The 19,165-nt window shown below is 42.2% G+C and carries 18 protein-coding genes; 4 read left to right on the top strand and 14 right to left on the bottom strand.

Annotated elements, in window-relative coordinates; translation table 11 throughout:
- Nucleotides 1-18: 18 nt before the first annotated feature.
- From sdaAA to K360_RS0101600, 4 genes are all read right to left on the bottom strand, one after another.
- A complete protein-coding gene (gene sdaAA, locus K360_RS0101615) occupies nucleotides 19-1,620 on the bottom strand; it encodes an L-serine ammonia-lyase, iron-sulfur-dependent, subunit alpha (protein WP_024821443.1) in 1,602 nt (533 codons plus the stop codon).
- Nucleotides 1,621-1,644: 24 nt separating this feature from the next.
- The gene (locus K360_RS0101610; protein WP_024821442.1) at nucleotides 1,645-2,949 is read right to left on the bottom strand and encodes a TRAP transporter large permease; all 1,305 of its coding nucleotides are present in this window, start codon (nucleotides 2,947-2,949) and stop codon (nucleotides 1,645-1,647) included.
- Nucleotides 2,950-3,498 carry a TRAP transporter small permease gene (locus K360_RS0101605; protein WP_024821441.1) on the bottom strand — a complete coding sequence of 183 codons (549 nt, stop codon included), beginning with the start codon at nucleotides 3,496-3,498 and terminating at the stop codon, nucleotides 2,950-2,952.
- A 90-nt stretch (nucleotides 3,499-3,588) separates the two neighbouring features.
- Nucleotides 3,589-4,581, bottom strand: coding sequence for an ornithine cyclodeaminase family protein (locus K360_RS0101600; RefSeq protein ID WP_024821440.1), 993 nt, complete (start codon nucleotides 4,579-4,581; stop codon nucleotides 3,589-3,591).
- Between the two features lie 190 nt (nucleotides 4,582-4,771).
- Here K360_RS0101600 and K360_RS10395 point away from each other — a divergent pair, with 190 nt between their 5' ends.
- The 3 genes from K360_RS10395 (at nucleotide 4,772) to K360_RS0101585 (ending at nucleotide 7,017) form a co-directional block, all read left to right on the top strand.
- On the top strand, nucleotides 4,772-5,464 hold the full coding sequence (locus tag K360_RS10395; RefSeq protein ID WP_024821439.1) for a FadR/GntR family transcriptional regulator: 693 nt from the start codon (nucleotides 4,772-4,774) through the stop codon (nucleotides 5,462-5,464).
- Between the two features lie 95 nt (nucleotides 5,465-5,559).
- Nucleotides 5,560-6,255, top strand: a complete 696-nt coding sequence (locus K360_RS10390; RefSeq protein WP_024821438.1) for a FadR/GntR family transcriptional regulator — start codon at nucleotides 5,560-5,562, stop codon at nucleotides 6,253-6,255.
- A gap of 51 nt (nucleotides 6,256-6,306) precedes the next feature.
- Nucleotides 6,307-7,017, top strand: a complete 711-nt coding sequence (locus tag K360_RS0101585; protein ID WP_024821437.1) for a FadR/GntR family transcriptional regulator — start codon at nucleotides 6,307-6,309, stop codon at nucleotides 7,015-7,017.
- Between the two features lie 24 nt (nucleotides 7,018-7,041).
- Here the strand turns inward: K360_RS0101585 and K360_RS0101580 are convergent, their stop codons facing one another.
- From K360_RS0101580 to K360_RS0101545, 8 genes are all read right to left on the bottom strand, one after another.
- Complete coding sequence (locus K360_RS0101580; protein WP_084043835.1) at nucleotides 7,042-8,139, bottom strand: M24 family metallopeptidase; 1,098 nt, start codon at nucleotides 8,137-8,139, stop codon at nucleotides 7,042-7,044.
- Nucleotides 8,140-8,210: 71 nt separating this feature from the next.
- The gene (locus K360_RS0101575) at nucleotides 8,211-9,407 is read right to left on the bottom strand and encodes a DUF3798 domain-containing protein (RefSeq protein ID WP_024821435.1); all 1,197 of its coding nucleotides are present in this window, start codon (nucleotides 9,405-9,407) and stop codon (nucleotides 8,211-8,213) included.
- Between the two features lie 107 nt (nucleotides 9,408-9,514).
- Entirely contained in the window at nucleotides 9,515-10,717 is a 1,203-nt protein-coding gene (locus K360_RS0101570) for a M20 family metallopeptidase (protein ID WP_024821434.1), read from the bottom strand.
- Between the two features lie 31 nt (nucleotides 10,718-10,748).
- Nucleotides 10,749-11,129 (bottom strand): DUF6672 family protein, encoded by a 381-nt coding sequence (locus tag K360_RS0101565; RefSeq protein ID WP_024821433.1) that lies wholly within the window; start codon nucleotides 11,127-11,129, stop codon nucleotides 10,749-10,751.
- 20 nt (nucleotides 11,130-11,149) lie between these two features.
- Complete coding sequence (locus K360_RS0101560) at nucleotides 11,150-12,241, bottom strand: ABC transporter permease (protein WP_024821432.1); 1,092 nt, start codon at nucleotides 12,239-12,241, stop codon at nucleotides 11,150-11,152.
- Nucleotides 12,238-13,293 carry an ABC transporter permease gene (locus tag K360_RS0101555; protein WP_024821431.1) on the bottom strand — a complete coding sequence of 352 codons (1,056 nt, stop codon included), beginning with the start codon at nucleotides 13,291-13,293 and terminating at the stop codon, nucleotides 12,238-12,240. Before K360_RS0101555 ends, K360_RS0101560 begins: the two co-directional genes overlap by 4 nt.
- Nucleotides 13,286-14,896, bottom strand: coding sequence for a sugar ABC transporter ATP-binding protein (locus tag K360_RS0101550; RefSeq protein WP_024821430.1), 1,611 nt, complete (start codon nucleotides 14,894-14,896; stop codon nucleotides 13,286-13,288). The genes K360_RS0101555 and K360_RS0101550 overlap by 8 nt, the downstream gene beginning before the upstream one ends.
- Before the next feature lie 389 nt (nucleotides 14,897-15,285).
- The gene (locus tag K360_RS0101545) at nucleotides 15,286-15,489 is read right to left on the bottom strand and encodes a cold-shock protein (protein ID WP_156923315.1); all 204 of its coding nucleotides are present in this window, start codon (nucleotides 15,487-15,489) and stop codon (nucleotides 15,286-15,288) included.
- 176 nt (nucleotides 15,490-15,665) lie between these two features.
- Between K360_RS0101545 and galE the strand changes: the two genes are divergently transcribed.
- On the top strand, nucleotides 15,666-16,640 hold the full coding sequence (galE, locus tag K360_RS0101540; protein ID WP_024821428.1) for a UDP-glucose 4-epimerase GalE: 975 nt from the start codon (nucleotides 15,666-15,668) through the stop codon (nucleotides 16,638-16,640).
- A gap of 73 nt (nucleotides 16,641-16,713) precedes the next feature.
- Here galE and K360_RS0101535 read toward each other — a convergent pair whose 3' ends face one another.
- Both K360_RS0101535 and ggt read right to left on the bottom strand, forming a co-directional pair.
- The gene (locus K360_RS0101535) at nucleotides 16,714-17,244 is read right to left on the bottom strand and encodes an O-acetyl-ADP-ribose deacetylase (RefSeq protein ID WP_024821427.1); all 531 of its coding nucleotides are present in this window, start codon (nucleotides 17,242-17,244) and stop codon (nucleotides 16,714-16,716) included.
- A gap of 108 nt (nucleotides 17,245-17,352) precedes the next feature.
- Entirely contained in the window at nucleotides 17,353-19,152 is a 1,800-nt protein-coding gene (ggt, locus tag K360_RS0101530; protein ID WP_024821426.1) for a gamma-glutamyltransferase, read from the bottom strand.
- Between the last annotated feature and the right edge of the window lie 13 nt (nucleotides 19,153-19,165).

Below are 19,165 nucleotides of genomic sequence, written 5' to 3'. Positions count from 1 at the left end.
ACACCGCCTCCTTTATGCTTAACTATTCTTTACTCCCAATTTTGCAAACCATTTGTCTTTGAGTTTTTGTGCGGTAGGGGTAGAAGCTAACCCTCCTCGCATGCTTCCTCGAAGTTCAACAGGCAAAAGCTTCTGTACATTGATGAGAGCATCGACCACTTCATCTGGCGGGATAATACTTTCTATGCCAGCAATAGCCATATCTGAAGCCGCAAAAGCATTGGCTACCCCTATAGCATTGCGTTTAATGCATGGAATCTCAACTGGTCCTGCAACAGGGTCACAGATAAGTCCCAAAATATTTTTTAAAGCAAGTGAAGAAGCATGAACAACCTCTTTTGCAGTACCTCCGGAAAGCTGTGCTAAAGCAGCAGCAGTCATGGCAGAAGCAACACCTATCTCGGATTGGCATCCTCCCAATGCTCCGGAAACTGGTGCCCTCATAGCGATGAGAGCCCCTGTCATTGCCGCTACAAGTAACGCATCTTCTATTTCCGCAATATCTGAGCTTAAATGTTCAGCTGCTGTTAGAAGGGCTCCAGGCAATACACCACTTGACCCCGCAGTCGGAGCTGCTACTACACACCCCATACATCCGTTCAATGTCATGACGCCCAGCGCTCTTGCCACAGCCTTTCCTACAGTTTCACCAGAAAGAGATCGCCCTCCTTCTACAAGAGCCATAAGTTTTACACCTTCATCATGGGGCATAAGCCCACCTAAAAGACAAAGATCGTTCCCCATCCCCTTTTCTACAGATTGAGACATTGTTTGCCACGCAATCTGTACCTTTTCACGAATAAAACCCTTGGATAAGCCACTCCTTTTTTCTTCAAATGCAATTGCTGCTTCAGGTAAAGAAATATGGAGAGAGTCAGCATAGTGAAGCCATCCTTCGAAAGAAGAGAAAAGGGGTTCATCGTTTTTCAATTTGTAATCAAGCAAACAAGTAAGGGGAAAAACCTTTCTAACTCCTGCTTCTCTTTCTATTTTTTTAAGCTGAATATCTGACAAAGGTTTTTCCGTAAGGCAGGTGTAAAGGACGTCCTTTTCTTCATGGTTTGACGAGACACTCTTTTCAAGGAATAAAACGTTCTCTTCCAAAAGTTCAGCTAAAAACTCTTTTGTGAAAAGCTTATCTGCAATAAAGAGAATCCCTTCTTCGCTTCCTTGCAAGTAAATAGGAAAGTCTTCAATATCTGTCATAAGAATTTCGCCACCACCGACAGAAATTCCTACAACCCGAAGGCTTTGATCTCGTCTCGCAAGAAGCATATCTACAGTGTTCGGGTTTCTTTTGGAGAGTGGTTCCAAGTGATATAAAACAGGGATATTTTTTTGCTCGGCCAAAGAAAGAGCTTCTCCTATTTCCGGAGAATCTTCTCTCATGCCAAGCAAGCCGCCTACTATAGCAGAATCGCTCATATGTCCTTTATAGGTTTCAGCCAATGCGCCATAGAAAAAAAGGTCAATGCGCTCAGGGTCTCCTCCTAAAAAGAGTCGGCCCATTCGCCCTATTCTGAGGACTCCCGCTGTATGAGAACTAGAGGGTCCTGTCATAATAGGACCGAGGGAATCAAAAAGACTCACGAGTCTGTTACGGTTCTGACAAAAGTTCATAGACGCCACTTCCCTTAATACCCACTACTGTAAAAATCCCATAATTCCAGGAAGGAAAAGGGACAGAGGGGGCCAAAATGTAGTAAGGATCATAACGGGGATATAGCCCAACAAAAGAAAAGTCATTGCTGGACGAAGAATCTCAACAAATTCCACCTCTCCAATCTTCATTCCTAAATAAAGGATGCTCGCATAGGGTGGCGTGACACCGCCGACTGCGAGGTTAACACCAAGAATGGAGGCAAAATGGATAGGGTGAATTCCTATGGCTAAAGCTAATGGTAAAAGTAAGGGCGCGACAAGAATAACTCCTGTAAGGTCATTCACAATCATGCCTATGAAGAAAAGAAGAAGATTGATGAGGACCAACAATATAACCTTATTCTGTGTAATTCCAAACATAGTTTTTACAATAGCTTGAGGAATTTGAAGCATAACAAATGTCTGGCTGAGCATGAGGCTACATAAAATCATGACCATGATAGATCCAACGGATATTGCAGAATTTTTGGCTACCTCATAATAATTTTTAGCTTTAAGCCCTTTATAAATTAGGAAACCTACAGGAATTGCATATATAACAGCTACTGCTGCGGCCTCTGTAGGAGTCATAATTCCCCCATAAATTCCGCCAAGAATAATAACTGGCATCATGAGGGCTGGTAATGCTTTCCAACCTCGATGAACAATTTCGCGCATTTTTTCTTCTTTTTTAAGCTCTGGCTCCAGTTTGAGAGGGAACCGTTTAGCCCATATAAGATTAATGATGGAAAAGAAAATAGTAACGAGGATTCCCGGCCCTACTGTGGCAAGAAAACAGGCTAAGATAGATGTTTCGGTGACCCAGCCGTAGACAATCAAAATAACACTTGGAGGAATAAGGAGCCCAAGAATAGAAGAATCTGTGACAAGAGCCGTAGCGTAACCTTTTGGGTATCCTTGCTCAACCATGCGTGGAATAAGGATAGGACCCACTGCTGCTACTCCTGTAAAACCGCTGCCAGAGATAGCGCCAATAATGGCGCAACTTACTGTAGCTACAACACCTAAACCACCCTTTACTCTCCCTACAAAAACGTCCACTAGATCAAGTAGATATTTTGCAATACCGCTTTGACTCATTAAACTTCCTGCAAAAATAAAGAGGGGGACACAGAGCAGGACAGGGCTCAAAATCTGTTGCAACCCCCACATCATCATGCCTTTCATGGATACGCCACCTATAATGCTCATATACATAAGGGCTCCACCAAAACAGAAAGGTAAAGGAACACCGAGGGAGAGGAATACAACGAGAATTAATAAAGCGATAAGAGCAACAGATACCATTTAATATACCTCCTCTTCCACTTCCATCTGGGTTAGCACGTCTTGAGGTGTTCGGATAAAGTCTCGAACATGACCAAAAAATTCAACGATGGTATAGAAGGTCATGCAAGCCATACTGACAAAAACAAGAGACTCAGACCAAATCATGGGAATAAAGAGCGTGGGACTTTCTTTTTGGACACGTAGAGCATATTTGAGATAATCGTATCCCCAATAGGAAAGCCAAATTAGAACAACTCCACTTAAAGCAGCAGCAATGGCACGCACTAAATACACTGATTTCTGTTTCCGCATAAAAACTTCGAGCACCCTGGCCACTATCTGATTTTTGTCTGCCGAAGCTTTTATAGCCCCGATAAGATATGCCCATGTTGTGGGAAAAAGAAGCAACTCTTCTATTCCCATAAGGGGGGCTTTAAAAACATAGCGCAACACAACCTGGCCAAAAACAAGAATCGAGATGAATGACATCAGAAAAACCAAAACTACATCTTGCGCTTTTGCTGCCCAATAAAGAATGGTGTTAAAAAAACTTTTTGACTCTGACATCCCAGACCCTCCCCTCTTACTCTTTTAAAGAATGGGTGTCGTACTCGCCTAACGACACCCATTCTTTATGTGCGGCGCTACCCGCTTGTTCTATACAAATGCGTACGTTTTTCCGCGTTGGCTCTTCTTAGCTCTGTCAAGCACAACTGAAGCCACACCAATATCCATAGCGCCTGTTCCAATGGGGATACAGAGAATCTTTTCTCCGTTAGCTACAGAGGCTTTCTTTTTTCCAGCAGCTAATTCGCCGATGGTGGCAAAAATGTCTTTTTCTGTGATCCGTCCAGAGGTACCAAGTTCTGCAAGAGCGCCGCGGTGAAGGGTCTGTCCAATATGATCTACTATTATTTTATCCGCGTTTAAAATACAATCATTATCACATTCCTGATATGATCCCATAGGGAAAAGCAACATTCCTGGCTTAAACCACTCATTTTTAAAAAACTTATCTTTTGATTGAGTAACACAAACGACCACATCTCCATCCGCTGCTTCTTCGGGGGTATTCGCAATATGAATTTTCCCTTTTACATAAGAAGCCATGTCAGAGGCATAGCGCTCAGCAGCTGCTTTACTAATGTCGTATACGTGTACTTCTTCTATGTCAAAAAGCTGGGAAATGGCCATGGTCTGAGTATGCCCCTGCATTCCCGCTCCATAGAGACATAAACGAAGAGATTTTCTAGGGAAAAGATACTTAAGGGCTACCGCTGTCTGAGCACCTGTACGAAGATTGGTAATGTATGCACCATCCATCACTGCTGTGAAGTTGCCCATTTTAGGATCTATGAGCATAATAAGAGAGGTAATATAGGGAAGACCAACTTTTTTACGTTCGCCTAAGAACCCGCCAGCCCACTTTATTCCAGCCGTGTCTGACCATCCAACATAGGCAGGCATAGCATTCATAAATCCACTATAAGGAGGGAACGATGCTGTTTCTCCAAGATCTAGATTGACTTTCGTGGGGTTAATAACAGTTCCGTCGCCCATTCCTTGAAAGGTTTTGTCGCAGGCCTCAACTACATCTTTCATCGTAATAAGCTCTTTGATTTCATTCTGGCTCATCAACAACGTATTCATAGAAAAAACCTCCCCCTTCATTAATTGTTACGTATCTTTGAGCTTTACTGATAGAGAATGGTAGGATATAGTAGAAATGATCTTATGCCCTGCTGTTGAACAATTGAACATTATCACAGCAAGGCAATAACGTCAAGCCTGAAAAAATAAAATTTTATAAATAAAACTGTATTGAATACAGGAGGATCTTATGTTTAAACCCGCAAACAAGGCAACTCTTCATGAAAATGTGCTACATCAAATGATCAACGCCATAAAAAATAAGGCTTGGGAACCGGGTATGAAATTACCTGGGGAACAATCTTTGGCGAAAACCTTCGGCGTAAGTCGGAACTGCATACGAGAGGTTTTAAAAGCTCTTGAGCTTACAGGGATAGTCGAAGCCCGAGCTGGTGACGGCACATATCTTTCCGACAGTGCTTTGTGTAACATAGCTAATACAGAACTTGTTGCCTCTCTCTTCGAGGAAAGCACTCTTGCAGAGCTCATGGAGGCACGGCAACTTCTGGAAGGACAAATTGCCTACTGGGCAGCCGAACGGGCTACTGAGGAAGATGTGAATATCTTAGAGCATATTTTGATGGAAGAAACAGACGTTCCCAACGTAGATATACATAACCAATTTCATAATTTTCTGGCGGAAGTAGCCGGGAATCCCTTTCTATTGCGTCTTTTAGATTCCATACGAAATGAAGTATCTGCTCAAAGAATTATGTTTAAGTCATGGCCCTCTACAGATCTGGAACAATTTCGGAAAGACCACTGGGAAATCTGTCAGGCGGTAAAAGCACGGGCTCCAGAAAAGGCACGAGAAACTATGATCCAACACCTCGCCCATTCGCAAAAAGGGATTCTGGAGAAAAAGGAGAAAGAGAGACTATAAAATTGTTATATAAAATATAAAATCTATTTTTATGTCTCTTCACGGAGTTCAAATAGTATATACTTTAACAAGGTCTTATACGTAAGGGGGATATAATGTTTAAACCGGCAAGTAAATCGACACTTCATGAAAGCGTTCTCAACCAAATTATTGATGCTATTAAAAAAAATATATGGGAACCTGGTATGAAGTTGCCTGGAGAACAAGCTTTAGCGAAAACCTTCGGGGTAAGCCGAAATTGTATTCGAGAAGTTTTAAAGGCTCTTGAACTTTCAGGAATTGTTGAAGCGCGTCCTGGTGATGGCACGTATTTATCTATAAATGCTCTTCGCAATATTACTAACACTGAGTTTGTTGCAAGCCTTTTTGAAGAGTCTACATTAAAAGAGCTTGTGGAAGCTCGGCAATTGTTAGAAGGCCAAATTGCTTATTGGGCAGCACAACGGGCTACTGAGCAACAAATTCAAAAAATGGAGGAGCTTTTATTAAAAGACGAGGAACATCCGGATGTAGATATTCACGATAAATTTCATAATGTCTTAGCAGAGATGGCGGGAAATCGTTTTTTATTGCGGTTACTTGGATCTATTCGCAATGAACTCGCGACGCAACGACTTATTTTCAAAACCTCGCCAGTTGAGAACCTTGCTGCTTTCAAGAAAGAAAATTGGGAAATATGTCAAGCTATAAAAGAGCGGAATCCAGAGAAAGCCAAAAAGATTATGTATAAACACCTGTCTCACGGCCAATATGAGATCTTGGAACGTTTACACGAAAAAGAACAGCGTTAGGTCGTATTGAAATAAGAACACATTATTTTTAATGCTTCAGAAAGGATATAAATGATAAAGCCTGCTAATAAATCTACGTTATATGAAAATGTTTTAGAACAAATGCTCGAAGCAGTAAAAAAAGGGGCATGGAAACCTGGAGAAAAGATCCCAGGGGAACTAGCTCTTGCTGAGATATTTCAAGTCAGCAGAAATTGCATCCGAGAAGTTTTAAAAGCTCTCTCAATATATAACATCGTCGAATCCCGATCTGGAGATGGCACATACATTTCTGCCAATGCGCTGCGATATTTGGCAAACAATGAGCTCGTTGAACACTTATCGGAAAATGTTTCCATACGAGAATTAATGGAAATTCGAATTCTTTTAGAGACACAAATTGTAGAATGGGTTATAGAACGGGCAACAGAAGAGGACCTTGAAACTCTCAAAGAAATTGTTTTTTTAGAACGAGGCAATAAAAATGAAGCTATCAATCCTTCCTCACATACTAAATTCCATGAATATCTAGCTGAAATAGCAGGAAACAGCTTGGCTGTTAAAATATTAGCCTCCATACGAGAAGAAATTAATGCACAAAGATATAGATATACAAGGCTTCCCTTGTCTAGCTGGCAAGAGATGATGACAGAACATGAAGCAATATTAAACTGCATACTCAATAGAGACATAGGTAAAGCACGTGAAAGCGTAAAGAAACACATTGAACATATGCTTAAAAGTCAATTATTAAGCCTTGATGCGCAAAAGAATTGCGAGTAACCCTTCAAAGGGCTACTCGCAATTTTATAGAATGATCATTTCTTTATCTAGTTTATTTAATACTTCAGGACCCGTTTCTGTAATAGCAATAAGATTTTCTATACGGACCCCAAATGCCCCCTTTAGATAAATCCCCGGTTCTATGCTGAAACAGTTCCCAACCTCCAGAGGTCTTTTATTTCCTGCTACGATAAAGGGATCTTCATGAGGATCCATACCAGTTCCATGACCTAAACGGTGGGTAAAAGCAGCACCATAACCTGCTGTTTCAATAACTTTTCTCGCCTTATTGTCTATATCCTCCGGTATGGCTCCTAGCGTAGCCTCTTCTTCTCCAACATTTTGTGCTTCTAGAACAATTCTATATACCTTTTTCTGTTCTTCCGTCGGATCCCCTATAAAAAACATTCGTGTCATATCACAATTGTAGCTGTTATACCAAGCCCCAGTATCAACGATAATAATGTCTTTGTTTTGAATAATTCGATTGTCTTGGCCTCCATAATGTGGCATCGACCCATTTATTCCAGAGGCTACAACAGGGTACCGGGGAACCCCCCCTCTTTTCTCATGGAGAAACATAATATGCTTCGCTATATCTTTTTCCGTAACTCCTGGGCGGATGAAATTTTTCAGGTCTTCCATAACTGCATCATTATTTCTTGATGCCGCTCTCAAAAAATCAAGTTCCTGCTCATCTTTACTACGTCGAAGAGGCGAAAGAACCGATGCCCCATTTACACACGTTATGTTCGTCTCTAAAACTGCATCAAGCATATCTACAGCTTTCACTCCTGCATTAAATGCAACTCTTCCATTGTTAAGGCCTAAGGCTTTTATCCCATCTTTAAATACTTCCACAAATCCTTGACCATCTTTCCATTCCAAAATGGCCGTACTTTCAGGAAGAGCTGCCTCCATTTCTTCGCGATAAAGGGAGGGGCAGAGAGCAAAAGATTCTCCATTTTTAGAGATCATGACTCCTTTAAATCGACTGTCAGGATGAAGCTTAAGGCCTGTGGTGTATTCCAGATCTGAAGAGGGAGCTAAAAAAATTCCATCTAAATTGCTATTTTGAAGAATTTCGAGAAGTTTGTTAAATCTTTTTACGTAATCCATCATATCCTCCTCGTATAAGAGAAAGAGAGAAGCTTTTATCTGCTTCCCTCTTTCTTACTAAAACAAACTATTTCTTACTTTATTTTGTAGTATTTCTTAGGTATCTCAACATCCGTCAAATGGAGGAACCCTTTCCCAAAGACGTAGGAGTCTTGCATAATAAGGAGATAATTTTTCATCTTTACACCTGTATTTTTATCTGTATAGTACATTGTTCTCCATGATGCTCCCGGAGTATATGTCTCAAGAGCTTTTTTTAGCGCCTCCGTGTCATTAATGTCGGTTTTCCCTTCTACTACCCATTTCCCGAACTCGCCAAGCCCTGCAGCAGTAGCATAGGCAGTAGAGTACGCCCATGTACCCAGTCTTCCACCAGCTCCGGCATCTACTACTGCTTTTTCTATTTTAGCCATAATGGCTTCCCAATTACCCTTCTCCTTCTCAAGATCTAGATGAAAAGCCCCTGGATATCCCTTCAATGGAGACGGACTATCTGCTTCCAAAAAGTAACCGCCATGATGGTGGGTCAATTGTCGCAACAATGGCTCAATATGAGTTTGGTTCGTCGTAAAGAAACACGCATTTTTCCCATATTTTTCAAGCCATGCTGGCGTTTTTTCAAGGACGTACTGTTGCGCGCCTGCCACTCCTACATCTGATGTAGGATCTGGCGCTGTTTCCTGAACAAACTTAAGACCTAAGTCTTTACATACTTCTTCCATTATATGCATACGCCTTGAAAGAAGTTCTATGCTCAAATGACGTGGGAAAGAAATATGGACAAACGTATCAGCTCCCATTTCTTTCGCACCATATATAATTGTGTATCCTCGGCTAATATGATCTGGCATTACAGCAAGAGAAGCTACTGGACAAATCATATTAGGATCTTCGAGGGGATTACCTGCAAGTCTTACAATATCTGGCCGCTTCTCCATAATTCTTTTAAAAGCCTCTGTTGTTCCAGGAACAGCCTCATCAACAACAATTACTTTCATTAGAGGATCATCGGCAAGACTTACAATTTGAGTAATTGTCGTCTCCATTTCCGCGTTAAAGTTATCTGGAGATGTGAGATGTCTAACCATGCCTCCATCCGCCACATCACCATATTTTTTCAATAGAGCCTCTGCTCCCCGGTAATTATCTTCAGCTTGAGAAACTGTTGGAGTAACGATACCGATATGGAATGGCGCTTCTGCTAATGCTAATCCAGAAAAAGAGCACACTAAAAATACAGCACATAAAAAACGACAAACAACCTTTTTCATAAAAAGCACCCCCTACTACATTTTTATCTTCACAGTTCCCTCTCAATGTTTCCCCTTTGCAACTCTTTGAAACGTATAGTCTTTACCTCCTCCTTTTCATTACGTTCTTATAGTTGAATGTGTTTTTGCTTTTCATAGTCTTCTTTCATCCTTATTCGCAACGTTTCATCTAAAATAGTTTTTAGGCTAGCCCTGGCCAATCCCCTTGCAGCTTTGCTCAGGGCACTCCTCGCCTTGCCTCCACGGCATGCTCGCCCAAAATCGACAGTGTGAGGTGCAATTTCTTGTTCAGAAACACAAATAAGCAGTTCCAAAGTGGGAAGCCTCCACGAAATAGCACCCATATCTGTAGAACCAGTAAGGCTCGGATAATCATTAATAGGCTCTCCTACTTCTTCTTCCATAATTTTTTTGAGCATATTTTTACCGGTAGGGTTGGGGAGCATATTATCCATGCTATATCCACATTTGCTCCAAGATACTTCCGTTTGAGTTGCTATAGCCGCTCCTCTGGCGCAATCAAAAACCTGCTCTACAACTTCATTTAAATAGGTTCTCCAAGGGGCTCTTAAAAGCAGTCTCGCCGCCGCTTTGCTTGGAACTATATTGGGCGCCGATCCTCCTTCTGTAACAATGCCATGCATACGTACTTCTGGTCTGACATGCTGGCGTAACATATCTATTCCGTGCAAAAACAGCTGAAGGCCATTAAGAGCATTTTTTCCCTCCCAAGGAGACGCCGCTGCATGGGCTGATTTCCCAGCAAAAGTAAACTCGAAGGGATCTACAGCTAGAGAATTAAAACCTATAAAAGAGCTCCCTGTTTCTGGATGAGCCATGAGGACAAGATCACAGTCGTCAAAAAGTCCCGCTTTTGCCATGGGTACTTTTTCACCTGTTGTTTCTTCCGCCGGAGTGCCAATAACTCTGATCTGGGCAGGAATATTTTCTTTCTCCAGTACATGTTTGAGAGCTCTTGCCGCTAGAACTGAAATAGCTCCACACATATTATGGCCACAACCATGCCCTACTTCAGGTAAGGCATCATATTGGGCAAGAAGCCCTACAGTAGGGGCATCGTCTCCTCTATTTTTAAAGAATGCGTTGAAACCTGTGTCATACCCCGCATATGGTCGTTCTATTGTAAAATTTTCTTTTTCTAGGGCTTCACATAAAACTTTGGACGTCTCGTATTCCTCATGGCTGAGTTCTGGGTGCTCTGCTATCCAGTCGCTGAGTGTTCCAAGTTCATCAAGGTTTTTGCAAATATACTCGTCCATTTTCAGTGCAAGATCTTCATACTGAGACATGAACTACACCTCCAACATATATGCATTATGATTATTCTGTCACTATGACATCAGAGGAACCTGCTGCAACAAGAGGTAGAGAGACGATAACCATTCGCTCAAGCTTTAAAGAAAGAGGAAAAGTTATAGATTTACCAATCACTCCATCTGATAAAGTCTCTATTAAAAAGACATTCTTTAAGCCGGCAACTTCTATTGCAATCCTATCTTCTGACTCAAGTTCAAATTTTTCTTCTCCTGCTGTAATACGAACACAATCTAAAGCTGGAAAAACTTCTCCATTTTGCTGTATCTCTTCATTCGCAAAAACGACAACATGCCGTTTACCTATAAAAACTAAAAAAACCCCAAAGAAAACTAAAGCCACCACAAGAAGAGTCCGTAAAAGTATTCTTCTCTTTAAAGTGCTCAAGGCAAATCACCTCTTCTCTTCTAAACCAGATCTTCGTCTTCCATTTTCATTCGAGCTATTCGAGCTCGACGTCGTTCCCACGCGTGAAGCAAAAGAGTTACAGCAATAATCCCGTAAGAAACAAATACCCTAAAGTATTCACCAAGCTGCGCATCCCCTATAAGATTTTTTCCAGCAGTCGGTGAGATCACAAACATTAAGTGAAAGAGGAGGACTCCGATAAAAACATTGGAAATACGTGCCTTCGAAACTGTGGCACCACCAATAAGGAGCGCTGCTATAGCGAAAATACCTGTCTGTTCATGACTATTGTAGGTATTTATGGTTCCAAGATTTTGCAGGAAGATAATTTGCCCGTAACAAGCAAGAAGAGTGGAAATAATAATGGCCACGATACGCGTTTTTTCCACAGGAATTCCAGCCCCATCTGCAACGGCCATATCCTTACCTACAGCCCGCATGTCTTGCCCAAGTTTTGTCTTTTCAAACATGACCAAAAGGAGACAAAAGGCTAAAATAACCACAAAAGTTGCTACAGGGATAGAAAGCCCTTGTATTTCTATTGTCACAAGAGAATCCAGCGCCTTCCTAATGCCGGGAAGAGCCATTGTGTTCCTTACGCCGTACCCTCTAGAGAGCAAAAGTTCAGGATCTTTGAGTGGGAAAATCGATCCCATACAATAAAGAACCACGAATTGGTAAACCCCATTCATGAAGAATCCTAAAATATACGAAGTCACCATTTCCCTGCCTTTTGCTCTATTCATTACATACCCACAAAGAAGGCCTAAAAGAATGGATATGGGGGTTCCTATCAAAGCTGCTATCAACAAGCCCGGAATACCTGCAACACCCCAATCGACGGCAAGGATTAAACCAATTTGCCCGGCCATTGCGCCAAGAACCATTCCAAAATTCAATCCCATTCCGGCAAGTACTGGTATAAGAAGAGATAAAACCAGAAAAGTATTACGGCTCAGGCGAGTTATCATTTCCTGAAGAAGATAGTGGCAACTTAAGCCTGAGATAGGAATGGCGAAAAGAGCGAAAACAAGAAATATGATGGGAACTATGTTCGATAATATAAACCCCTTTAAAGAATGTTTTTTCATCTTTTTTTCACCTGCTCTTTCCTGGTAAGAGCGTATAAAATCATGCCATTAGAGACAATGATTCGAATAACCTCTGACATGTCTGTCTCTAGAAGACCGTTAATAACAGAAGGGGTCATGGTCAGTATTCCTTGGAAGAGCAACGTTCCTATAACAACGTTCGTAATTGTCGCTTTGTTTACAGAAGCTCCACCTAGCAACACTGCTGCTACAGCTGGGAAAGCCATGTAAAAAGGCCCCATATAGAGCTGGATAAAACCATAACTTTGTTCGTACACAACCATCCCAACTGCACCCAGAACAGTAGATATAATTACCGATAAAACTCTCATGCGATCGACATTAACGCCGTTAGCTCTGGCAAATTGCGGGTTACTCCCTGCAGATGTCATAGCAGTTCCTGTTTTCGTTCTGAAAAAAGCCCACACTAAAAAGCATGCCGCCACAAAAAAAAGGAAGGTGCCTGTTGGGAAAAAGAAGTAATTACCAATACGGAAAGCTAAAAATTTGTTCAAAACTTCAAGCCAAAAACCTTCGAGACTGATCGTAGTTCGCAAACCACTACCACCAAATCCCCACAGCATGAGTGGATTACGATAGGGCAAAAGGAGCCACATCATACACATAAAAGCCACAGAGGAAAAACCTACATAGGTGGCGATCATCATTTCATCGCCTTTCGCCAGATTTAAAATCCAGCCATAGATATAGCCTAAAAGAGCCGCGAGAGGGATAGCAATTAAAAGAGCTACAAAAAAACCTGTAAATCCCTGTAAGGAAAATTCCATAGATGTCACTGCGCCAACAAGCCCAGCTATAACACCTAAAGGCAACCCAAAGTTAAGGCCACAACCAGACTGGATCATGGGAACCATGGCTAACACCATAATGCCGTTCATTCCTACCCTAACTAATGTGTCGCTTAAGGACGTATCCACGCGAACGCCAACAAAAGGAGCAATAGCAAAGAGTATCACAAGAAAGAAAGCAATAATGACACGAGGCCAACCAAATTGCGCTACGATTCTTTCTATTTGTTGGGAGTTATGCATGAGTTGCTTCCTCCTTTTTCTTATTGCCAAGCATAAGGAGACCGAATTCTTCCAAAGGAGCATCTGCTGGGAGGATATCTGCTATCTCCCCTTCACTAACAATTGCAATTCTATGGCAGACAGAACGAAGCTCTTGAAGTTCAGAACTCGTCACAATAATAGTCGTCCCCAATTTTTCGTTAAATTCCTTTAAAACATCAAGGACAAGCTGTTTTGCCCCTATATCAATGCCCCGAGTAGGTTCTGAAGCAAAGAGGACGTGAGGGGAAGTGGCAAGGACCTTTGCGACACACACTTTTTGCTGGTTTCCTCCGGAAAGTTCTATAACCCTTTGGTTTGGTCCAGTACACTTTATATCTAACTTTTTTATATAGTCCTCTGCATATTGATACAATTCTTCCTCATTCCTCCATTTAATAAATCCACCGAGGAGTTTTTTAATAAATCGTTCATGGACCTGCATGGCAGTAAAGGCAATATTTAAAGCTATGGACTCATCGAGGAGAAGACCAACTCCCCTTCTATCTTCTGAGATAAAAGACAGGCCTGACCGTAATGAGGAAAGAGGATCATTAAGTTTAAGTTCTTTGCCATCTAATAAGACAGTTCCCCTGGAAGGGAACAATCCCATAATGCCATTGGGGATACCGAGCTTCCCCTGCCCTGCAAGTCCTCCAATACCTAATATTTCTCCACCAAAAGCATCGAAAGAAACATTTTTTACTTTTTCTCCAGGCATATCCACTTGTAAGTTCTGAACAGATAAAACTACAGGCCTTTTTGTTTTTTCTCTTTTATTGACTTGTGTTGAGCTTTCTTTAATCTCGCGACCAACCATCCACGATGCAATGCTTCGAATATCCGCTTCTGATGTGGGAATATCTCTAATAACCCGGCCATCTCTTAAAACGATAATGCGATCGCATACATCTAGAACTTCCTGAAGCCTATGAGATATAAAGATGAGACCAATTCCTTTCGCAGATAGTCTCTTTAATGTCTTCAAGAAAGTCTCTGCCTCAGACTCCGTTAGTACGGCAGTGGGCTCATCGAGAACTAAAATTTTCATCTGCTCTCTATCTATTTCGCGCGCTATTTCAGTAAATTGTTTATAACTTACCGGCATCTCTGAAACGAGCGCATCTGGGTGGATATCTACCCCCAAAACCTGTATCGCTTTTTCTGCGCGTTTTTTCATAGCGGGTCTATCCAACAATCGAAAACGATCACCAAAAACTTCAACTAAAGGGTTGTATCGAGAGACTTCTCTATTGAGAAGGATATTCTCTGTTGCGGTAAAGCTTGGGATGAGGAAAAATTCTTGATGAACCATTCCTATTCCGTTATCAATAGCGTCCAAAGGGTTAGTAAAATGAACCTCTTCCCCTTCTATTAGAATTTTTCCACTATAACCGCCTGTGTCATGGATAACAGGCATTCCAAACAGAACGTTCATGAGGGTTGATTTTCCAGCTCCGTTTTCCCCCACTAAGCCTATAATTTCTCCCCGCTTCAAGTGAAAATCGATACCTTCCAGAACTTTATTGCCGTAAAAGTCCTTACAGATACTGCACATTTGCAGAAGCGGTTTCGAATCAAACATTCCGCACCCCCCTCTCTTTAAACAATATCCTACAGTATGGCTGTTGGACATTTGAACATTAACACAGCAATATTTCTCAGTCAAGAGGATATCTTTAAATTTTTTAAACTTGTATATACTTAAGAAAAATAGAATTCGGTTTCAAATGAGGAGAAAAAAGCGGATCCACTTTCAGTTGTAATTGTCAACATTGCGTATAGCACGCAACAATTCGCATGGGCACAGAAAAGAGAGGATACATTGCATAACTTAGGTATAGAGCAGCAAGGAAGTGGCACATAAAAAAAGGCAGCCCATGTACCTTTGGGCCACCTTCTCTATCAACATGCTTTATTCGTATACTTTAAGCACAATTGCATACATTCAAGACTTGACGTTACGTTATAAAACTAAAGTTTTATAACGTTTGCTGCCTGATCTCCCTTTGCGCCGGCTGTTACATCGAAGGAAACTCGCTGACCTTCATCGAGAGTCTTGAAACCATCCCCCTGAATAGCGCTAAAATGGACAAAGACATCTTTCCCCTCATCGCTCGTAATAAACCCATAGCCCTTCGTCGCATTAAACCATTTGACTGTTCCCTGTTTCAAGATTTTTCCTCCTAAATAAATCGAATAGCCGGCCTCAAACCAGCGTTTATCACGCTATCATATTTCTAAATAAAGGTCTAGCACTCTCTATTCAATTATACAAAAAACACAAAAGAGAAAGCACTCTCAAACTTTTTCAGGTATACTTCAATTGTTTGTATTTTTAAGGGGTGATAGCAATGATTCTCGTCACAGGAGGAGCTGGGTATATAGGTAGCACAGCAGTTTTGGCTTTACAGGAAGCTGGCTTCCATGTAGTCGTTCTCGATAATTTCAGCCGCGGGCATAAAGATCTTGTCTTTTCTCCCTATCTCGCGGAAGGCGACTTACGAGATGAAGTTTTTGTACAAAAAGTTTTTGATACATATCCTATTGAAGGTGTACTTCACTTCGCAGCTCTCAGTCTTGTAGGGGAGTCTATGAAGGAACCAGAAGGATACTATTGGAACAATATAACTGGGACACTCAATCTTTTACGCGCGATGAGAAGCCATAACGTTATGTCTTTTGTGCTTTCTTCTACAGCCGCTGTTTATGGCGAGCCTGAAACTGTGCCAATTTCAGAAGAAGCCAACAAAACACCCACAAATGTATATGGCGAAACAAAGCTCTTCCTCGAAAGTGTGTTGCGCCGCTATTATGACGCCTATGGACTTAAAAGTATTTCTTTCCGTTATTTTAATGCCGCAGGGGCAGACCCCCAGGGACGTACAGGGGAAGATCACTCTCCTGAAACCCATCTGATTCCTCTTGTACTTGATGTGGCGCTGGGGCGGCGTGCGTCTATTGCTATTTTCGGTGGAGACTACCCTACAAAGGACGGTACGTGTGTGCGAGACTACATTCATGTAACGGACTTGGCACAAGCTCATGTCTTAGGATTACAGCGCCTTTTAGCAGGGAAAGCCTCCATAGAAACATATAACCTTGGGAATGGAAGCGGCTATTCTGTTCTCGATATTATAGAAACAGTACGAAAGGTAACCCAACATCCCGTCCCCACTATAGACGGAGCACGACGTTGGGGAGATCCCGCGAAACTCGTGGCTTCCTCTCAAAAAGCTATCAAGACTTTGGAATGGGAACCACGCTATGCCGCTTTGGAACAGATTGTCGAAACAGCCTGGGCGTGGCATCAAAAAAGATTCGGATAGCGATGCTCGCAAGGATACAGTGTGGAATAGCAGAGAAGGAAAAACGGCGCCTCTCTTTTCCCTCTCTGCGAAATTATATTTCTTCCGCCGCAGGCACCCCAAGTTTCTCGTATTCCCTCGCAATCACCGAACCAAAGGCAACCAGATAAACTACCTTGATTTTTTGGTCGTTCGCCAGGAAATCCGAAATCGTATTCAGCGCTATTGAGCATGCTTCCGCAACAGGATAGCCATAGACACCACAGCTTATAGCCGGGAACGCTATTGTAGTACAGTCATGATCCCTTGCAAGTTCCAGGCTTCGACGGTAGCATGAAGCCAGAAGCTCTGCTTCCCCCCTCGTTCCGCCGTGCCAAACCGGCCCGGGGGTATGGATGACGTAAGAGGCGGGAAGATTATATCCCTTTGTTATCTTTGCATCTCCAGTGGCACACCCTCCAAGAGAACGACAGGCTTTAAGCAACTCGGGGCCCGCAGCTCTATGAATAGCACCATCCACTCCGCCACCGCCAAGAAGAGACGTATTTGCGGCATTAACAATGGCATTCACCGCCATAGTCGTTATGTCTCCCTCGTAGAGGCGGATCCTCTTATCGATAGTCATAATACTCCCTCTCCTTTCGTGAAAAAATTGCCTTTGTCCATTAAAAGTACTTAAAAAATACTTATTTTTTACTGTCATTTGTTTTCTTGTTTGTAAGGGTGATGTCATTTATTTTCCAGCAGCACCATTGCGGCGCAGAGAGCCTATTCCTTGAACGATGCCATTTTCATTGACACCAATGGCATTTAATCCACCAAAAAATGCATCTGGATATGGGTACAATTTCACAGTATGGCCGAAAAATTTCTCAAGGCATTTTATAGTGTTCACAGGGAAAGCGTCTTCCATGCGCAACTCTGGATACAGAGTGTAGCCTACAAATTTAGGAGCTTTTACAGCCTCCTCAAGGGTCATATGAAAATCGACAAGATCTACTATTACCTGAACTAAGGTGGAAACGATACGTCCTCCTCCAGGCGTTCCAAGCACCCACTTAATCTTTCCGCCCTTTTCTATAATTAAAGGGGCAATTGTAGTGCGAGGGCGTTTCCCTTCTTCCATGTAAAGCGGGTCTCCCTGTGCGGATCCATCTTGGAAATTACATAATTCGTTGTTAAGAAAAAAACCTCCTACCCAATAGCCTGTTCCCCAAAAATCGGATATGGTCTGTGTCCAGGAAACAGTATTCCCCCATTGGTCCACTATGGCAAAATGGGTTGTAGAGGATGATTCTACAGGCACAATTTCCTTGTTTTCTATAGGAGCTTTATAGGGTTTTTCTTCTATTAAAATATCTGAGAATTTTTTGCCCTCTTCAAAAAGGAGAGGATTTCCGTAGCGTTGTTTCCATTCCTCTGGGGAAGAAGCCTGAGATAGATTAAGCTCCATAAAACGACGTTGAGCATATTTTTTATCTACTAGACCATGTTCTGGCAGATCGTCAAAAGATGTATCACCTACGAATTTTTCCTGATCCAGTGCTGTAAGGATAAAAATTTCTTGCATAAGGTGTATTCGTAATGGGTCGTCCCATTCAAAAGCAGAGATATTGAATTTCTCCAAAATATTGAGGGTTTCAATAAGACGCGGCCCTCCTGCTGGCATTCCCGCTACATATATATCGTAGTCTCGATACGTTCCATGAAGAGGGCTTCGCGCACATACACTATAAGACTGAAGATCTCCTTTTTGAATCCAGCCCTCGTTGTGTTTCATAAATGTTTCTATAGAATCAGCAATAGAACCACTATAAAACGATTGCAATCCTTCTTGACTCAAAATGCGAAGCGTTTGGGCCAAAGGTAGATTGAAACATCGGTCTCCCTCTTTCCAAAGTTGCTGTCCGTTCTTTAGAAAATCAGGAGCGGAAAGGATCAGGTGATCGTAGTAAAAAGCCACTGCCTGGGCGAATTCCTTAGTAACCACAAATCCTTCTTCCGCTAAGTGGATAGCCGGCGATATCAAATCCGATAAAGGCATGGTTGCCAGCTTTTTATGAATGTATTCCAGAGCAGCGGGAAGGCCGGGAACACCTGCCCCCTTCAGAGTTTGCATCGTCTTCGCAAATGACATCTTACTCTTTCTTATATTTTCATATGTAGCCAAATGAGGAGCAACGCTGCGAAAGTCCAAAGCAAATCTCTCCCCATCAGCTGTTCTGCCAATAAGATACCCCTCTCCCCCCAAACCAGAACCATAGGGCTCTACCACTCCCAAAGCCACACTCACTGCTATAGCCGCATCAAAAGCATTCCCACCTTTCTCCAAAATTTCTGCCCCAACCTTAGCGGCATCAGGATTCATCGCAACAACAATGCCGTGATCAGATTGAAGGACAGGAGCTATCGTTACAGCCTGAGATGTTGGGGCAAAAAAGAGGAAGGCATATAGTATAAAGGAACAACAAATGATGCCATGTCCCGAGCCCAGAAATCCAGCGTTGCAAAACCTTAACTTACGTATTTTCATCTCCTATAACCCC

It is taken from the genome of Aminobacterium mobile DSM 12262 (assembly GCF_000526395.1).
GTDB lineage: Bacteria > Synergistota > Synergistia > Synergistales > Aminobacteriaceae > Aminobacterium > Aminobacterium mobile.
Note: the sequence above shows the minus strand (reverse complement) of the source record. Positions and strands in the feature narration are given on the sequence as shown.

What these genes read in the sequence shown, in the direction of transcription:
- sdaAA (WP_024821443.1), bottom strand. Translation starts at nt 1,620, where the DNA reads ATGAACTTTTGTCAGAACCGTAACAGACTCGTGAGTCTTTTTGATTCC.
- K360_RS0101610 (WP_024821442.1), bottom strand. Translation starts at nt 2,949, where the DNA reads ATGGTATCTGTTGCTCTTATCGCTTTATTAATTCTCGTTGTATTCCTC.
- K360_RS0101605 (WP_024821441.1), bottom strand. Translation starts at nt 3,498, where the DNA reads ATGTCAGAGTCAAAAAGTTTTTTTAACACCATTCTTTATTGGGCAGCA.
- K360_RS0101600 (WP_024821440.1), bottom strand. Translation starts at nt 4,581, where the DNA reads ATGAATACGTTGTTGATGAGCCAGAATGAAATCAAAGAGCTTATTACG.
- K360_RS10395 (WP_024821439.1), top strand. Translation starts at nt 4,772, where the DNA reads ATGTTTAAACCCGCAAACAAGGCAACTCTTCATGAAAATGTGCTACAT.
- K360_RS10390 (WP_024821438.1), top strand. Translation starts at nt 5,560, where the DNA reads ATGTTTAAACCGGCAAGTAAATCGACACTTCATGAAAGCGTTCTCAAC.
- K360_RS0101585 (WP_024821437.1), top strand. Translation starts at nt 6,307, where the DNA reads ATGATAAAGCCTGCTAATAAATCTACGTTATATGAAAATGTTTTAGAA.
- K360_RS0101580 (WP_084043835.1), bottom strand. Translation starts at nt 8,139, where the DNA reads ATGATGGATTACGTAAAAAGATTTAACAAACTTCTCGAAATTCTTCAA.
- K360_RS0101575 (WP_024821435.1), bottom strand. Translation starts at nt 9,407, where the DNA reads ATGAAAAAGGTTGTTTGTCGTTTTTTATGTGCTGTATTTTTAGTGTGC.
- K360_RS0101570 (WP_024821434.1), bottom strand. Translation starts at nt 10,717, where the DNA reads ATGTCTCAGTATGAAGATCTTGCACTGAAAATGGACGAGTATATTTGC.
- K360_RS0101560 (WP_024821432.1), bottom strand. Translation starts at nt 12,241, where the DNA reads ATGAAAAAACATTCTTTAAAGGGGTTTATATTATCGAACATAGTTCCC.
- K360_RS0101555 (WP_024821431.1), bottom strand. Translation starts at nt 13,293, where the DNA reads ATGCATAACTCCCAACAAATAGAAAGAATCGTAGCGCAATTTGGTTGG.
- K360_RS0101550 (WP_024821430.1), bottom strand. Translation starts at nt 14,896, where the DNA reads ATGTTTGATTCGAAACCGCTTCTGCAAATGTGCAGTATCTGTAAGGAC.
- galE (WP_024821428.1), top strand. Translation starts at nt 15,666, where the DNA reads ATGATTCTCGTCACAGGAGGAGCTGGGTATATAGGTAGCACAGCAGTT.
- K360_RS0101535 (WP_024821427.1), bottom strand. Translation starts at nt 17,244, where the DNA reads ATGACTATCGATAAGAGGATCCGCCTCTACGAGGGAGACATAACGACT.
- ggt (WP_024821426.1), bottom strand. Translation starts at nt 19,152, where the DNA reads ATGAAAATACGTAAGTTAAGGTTTTGCAACGCTGGATTTCTGGGCTCG.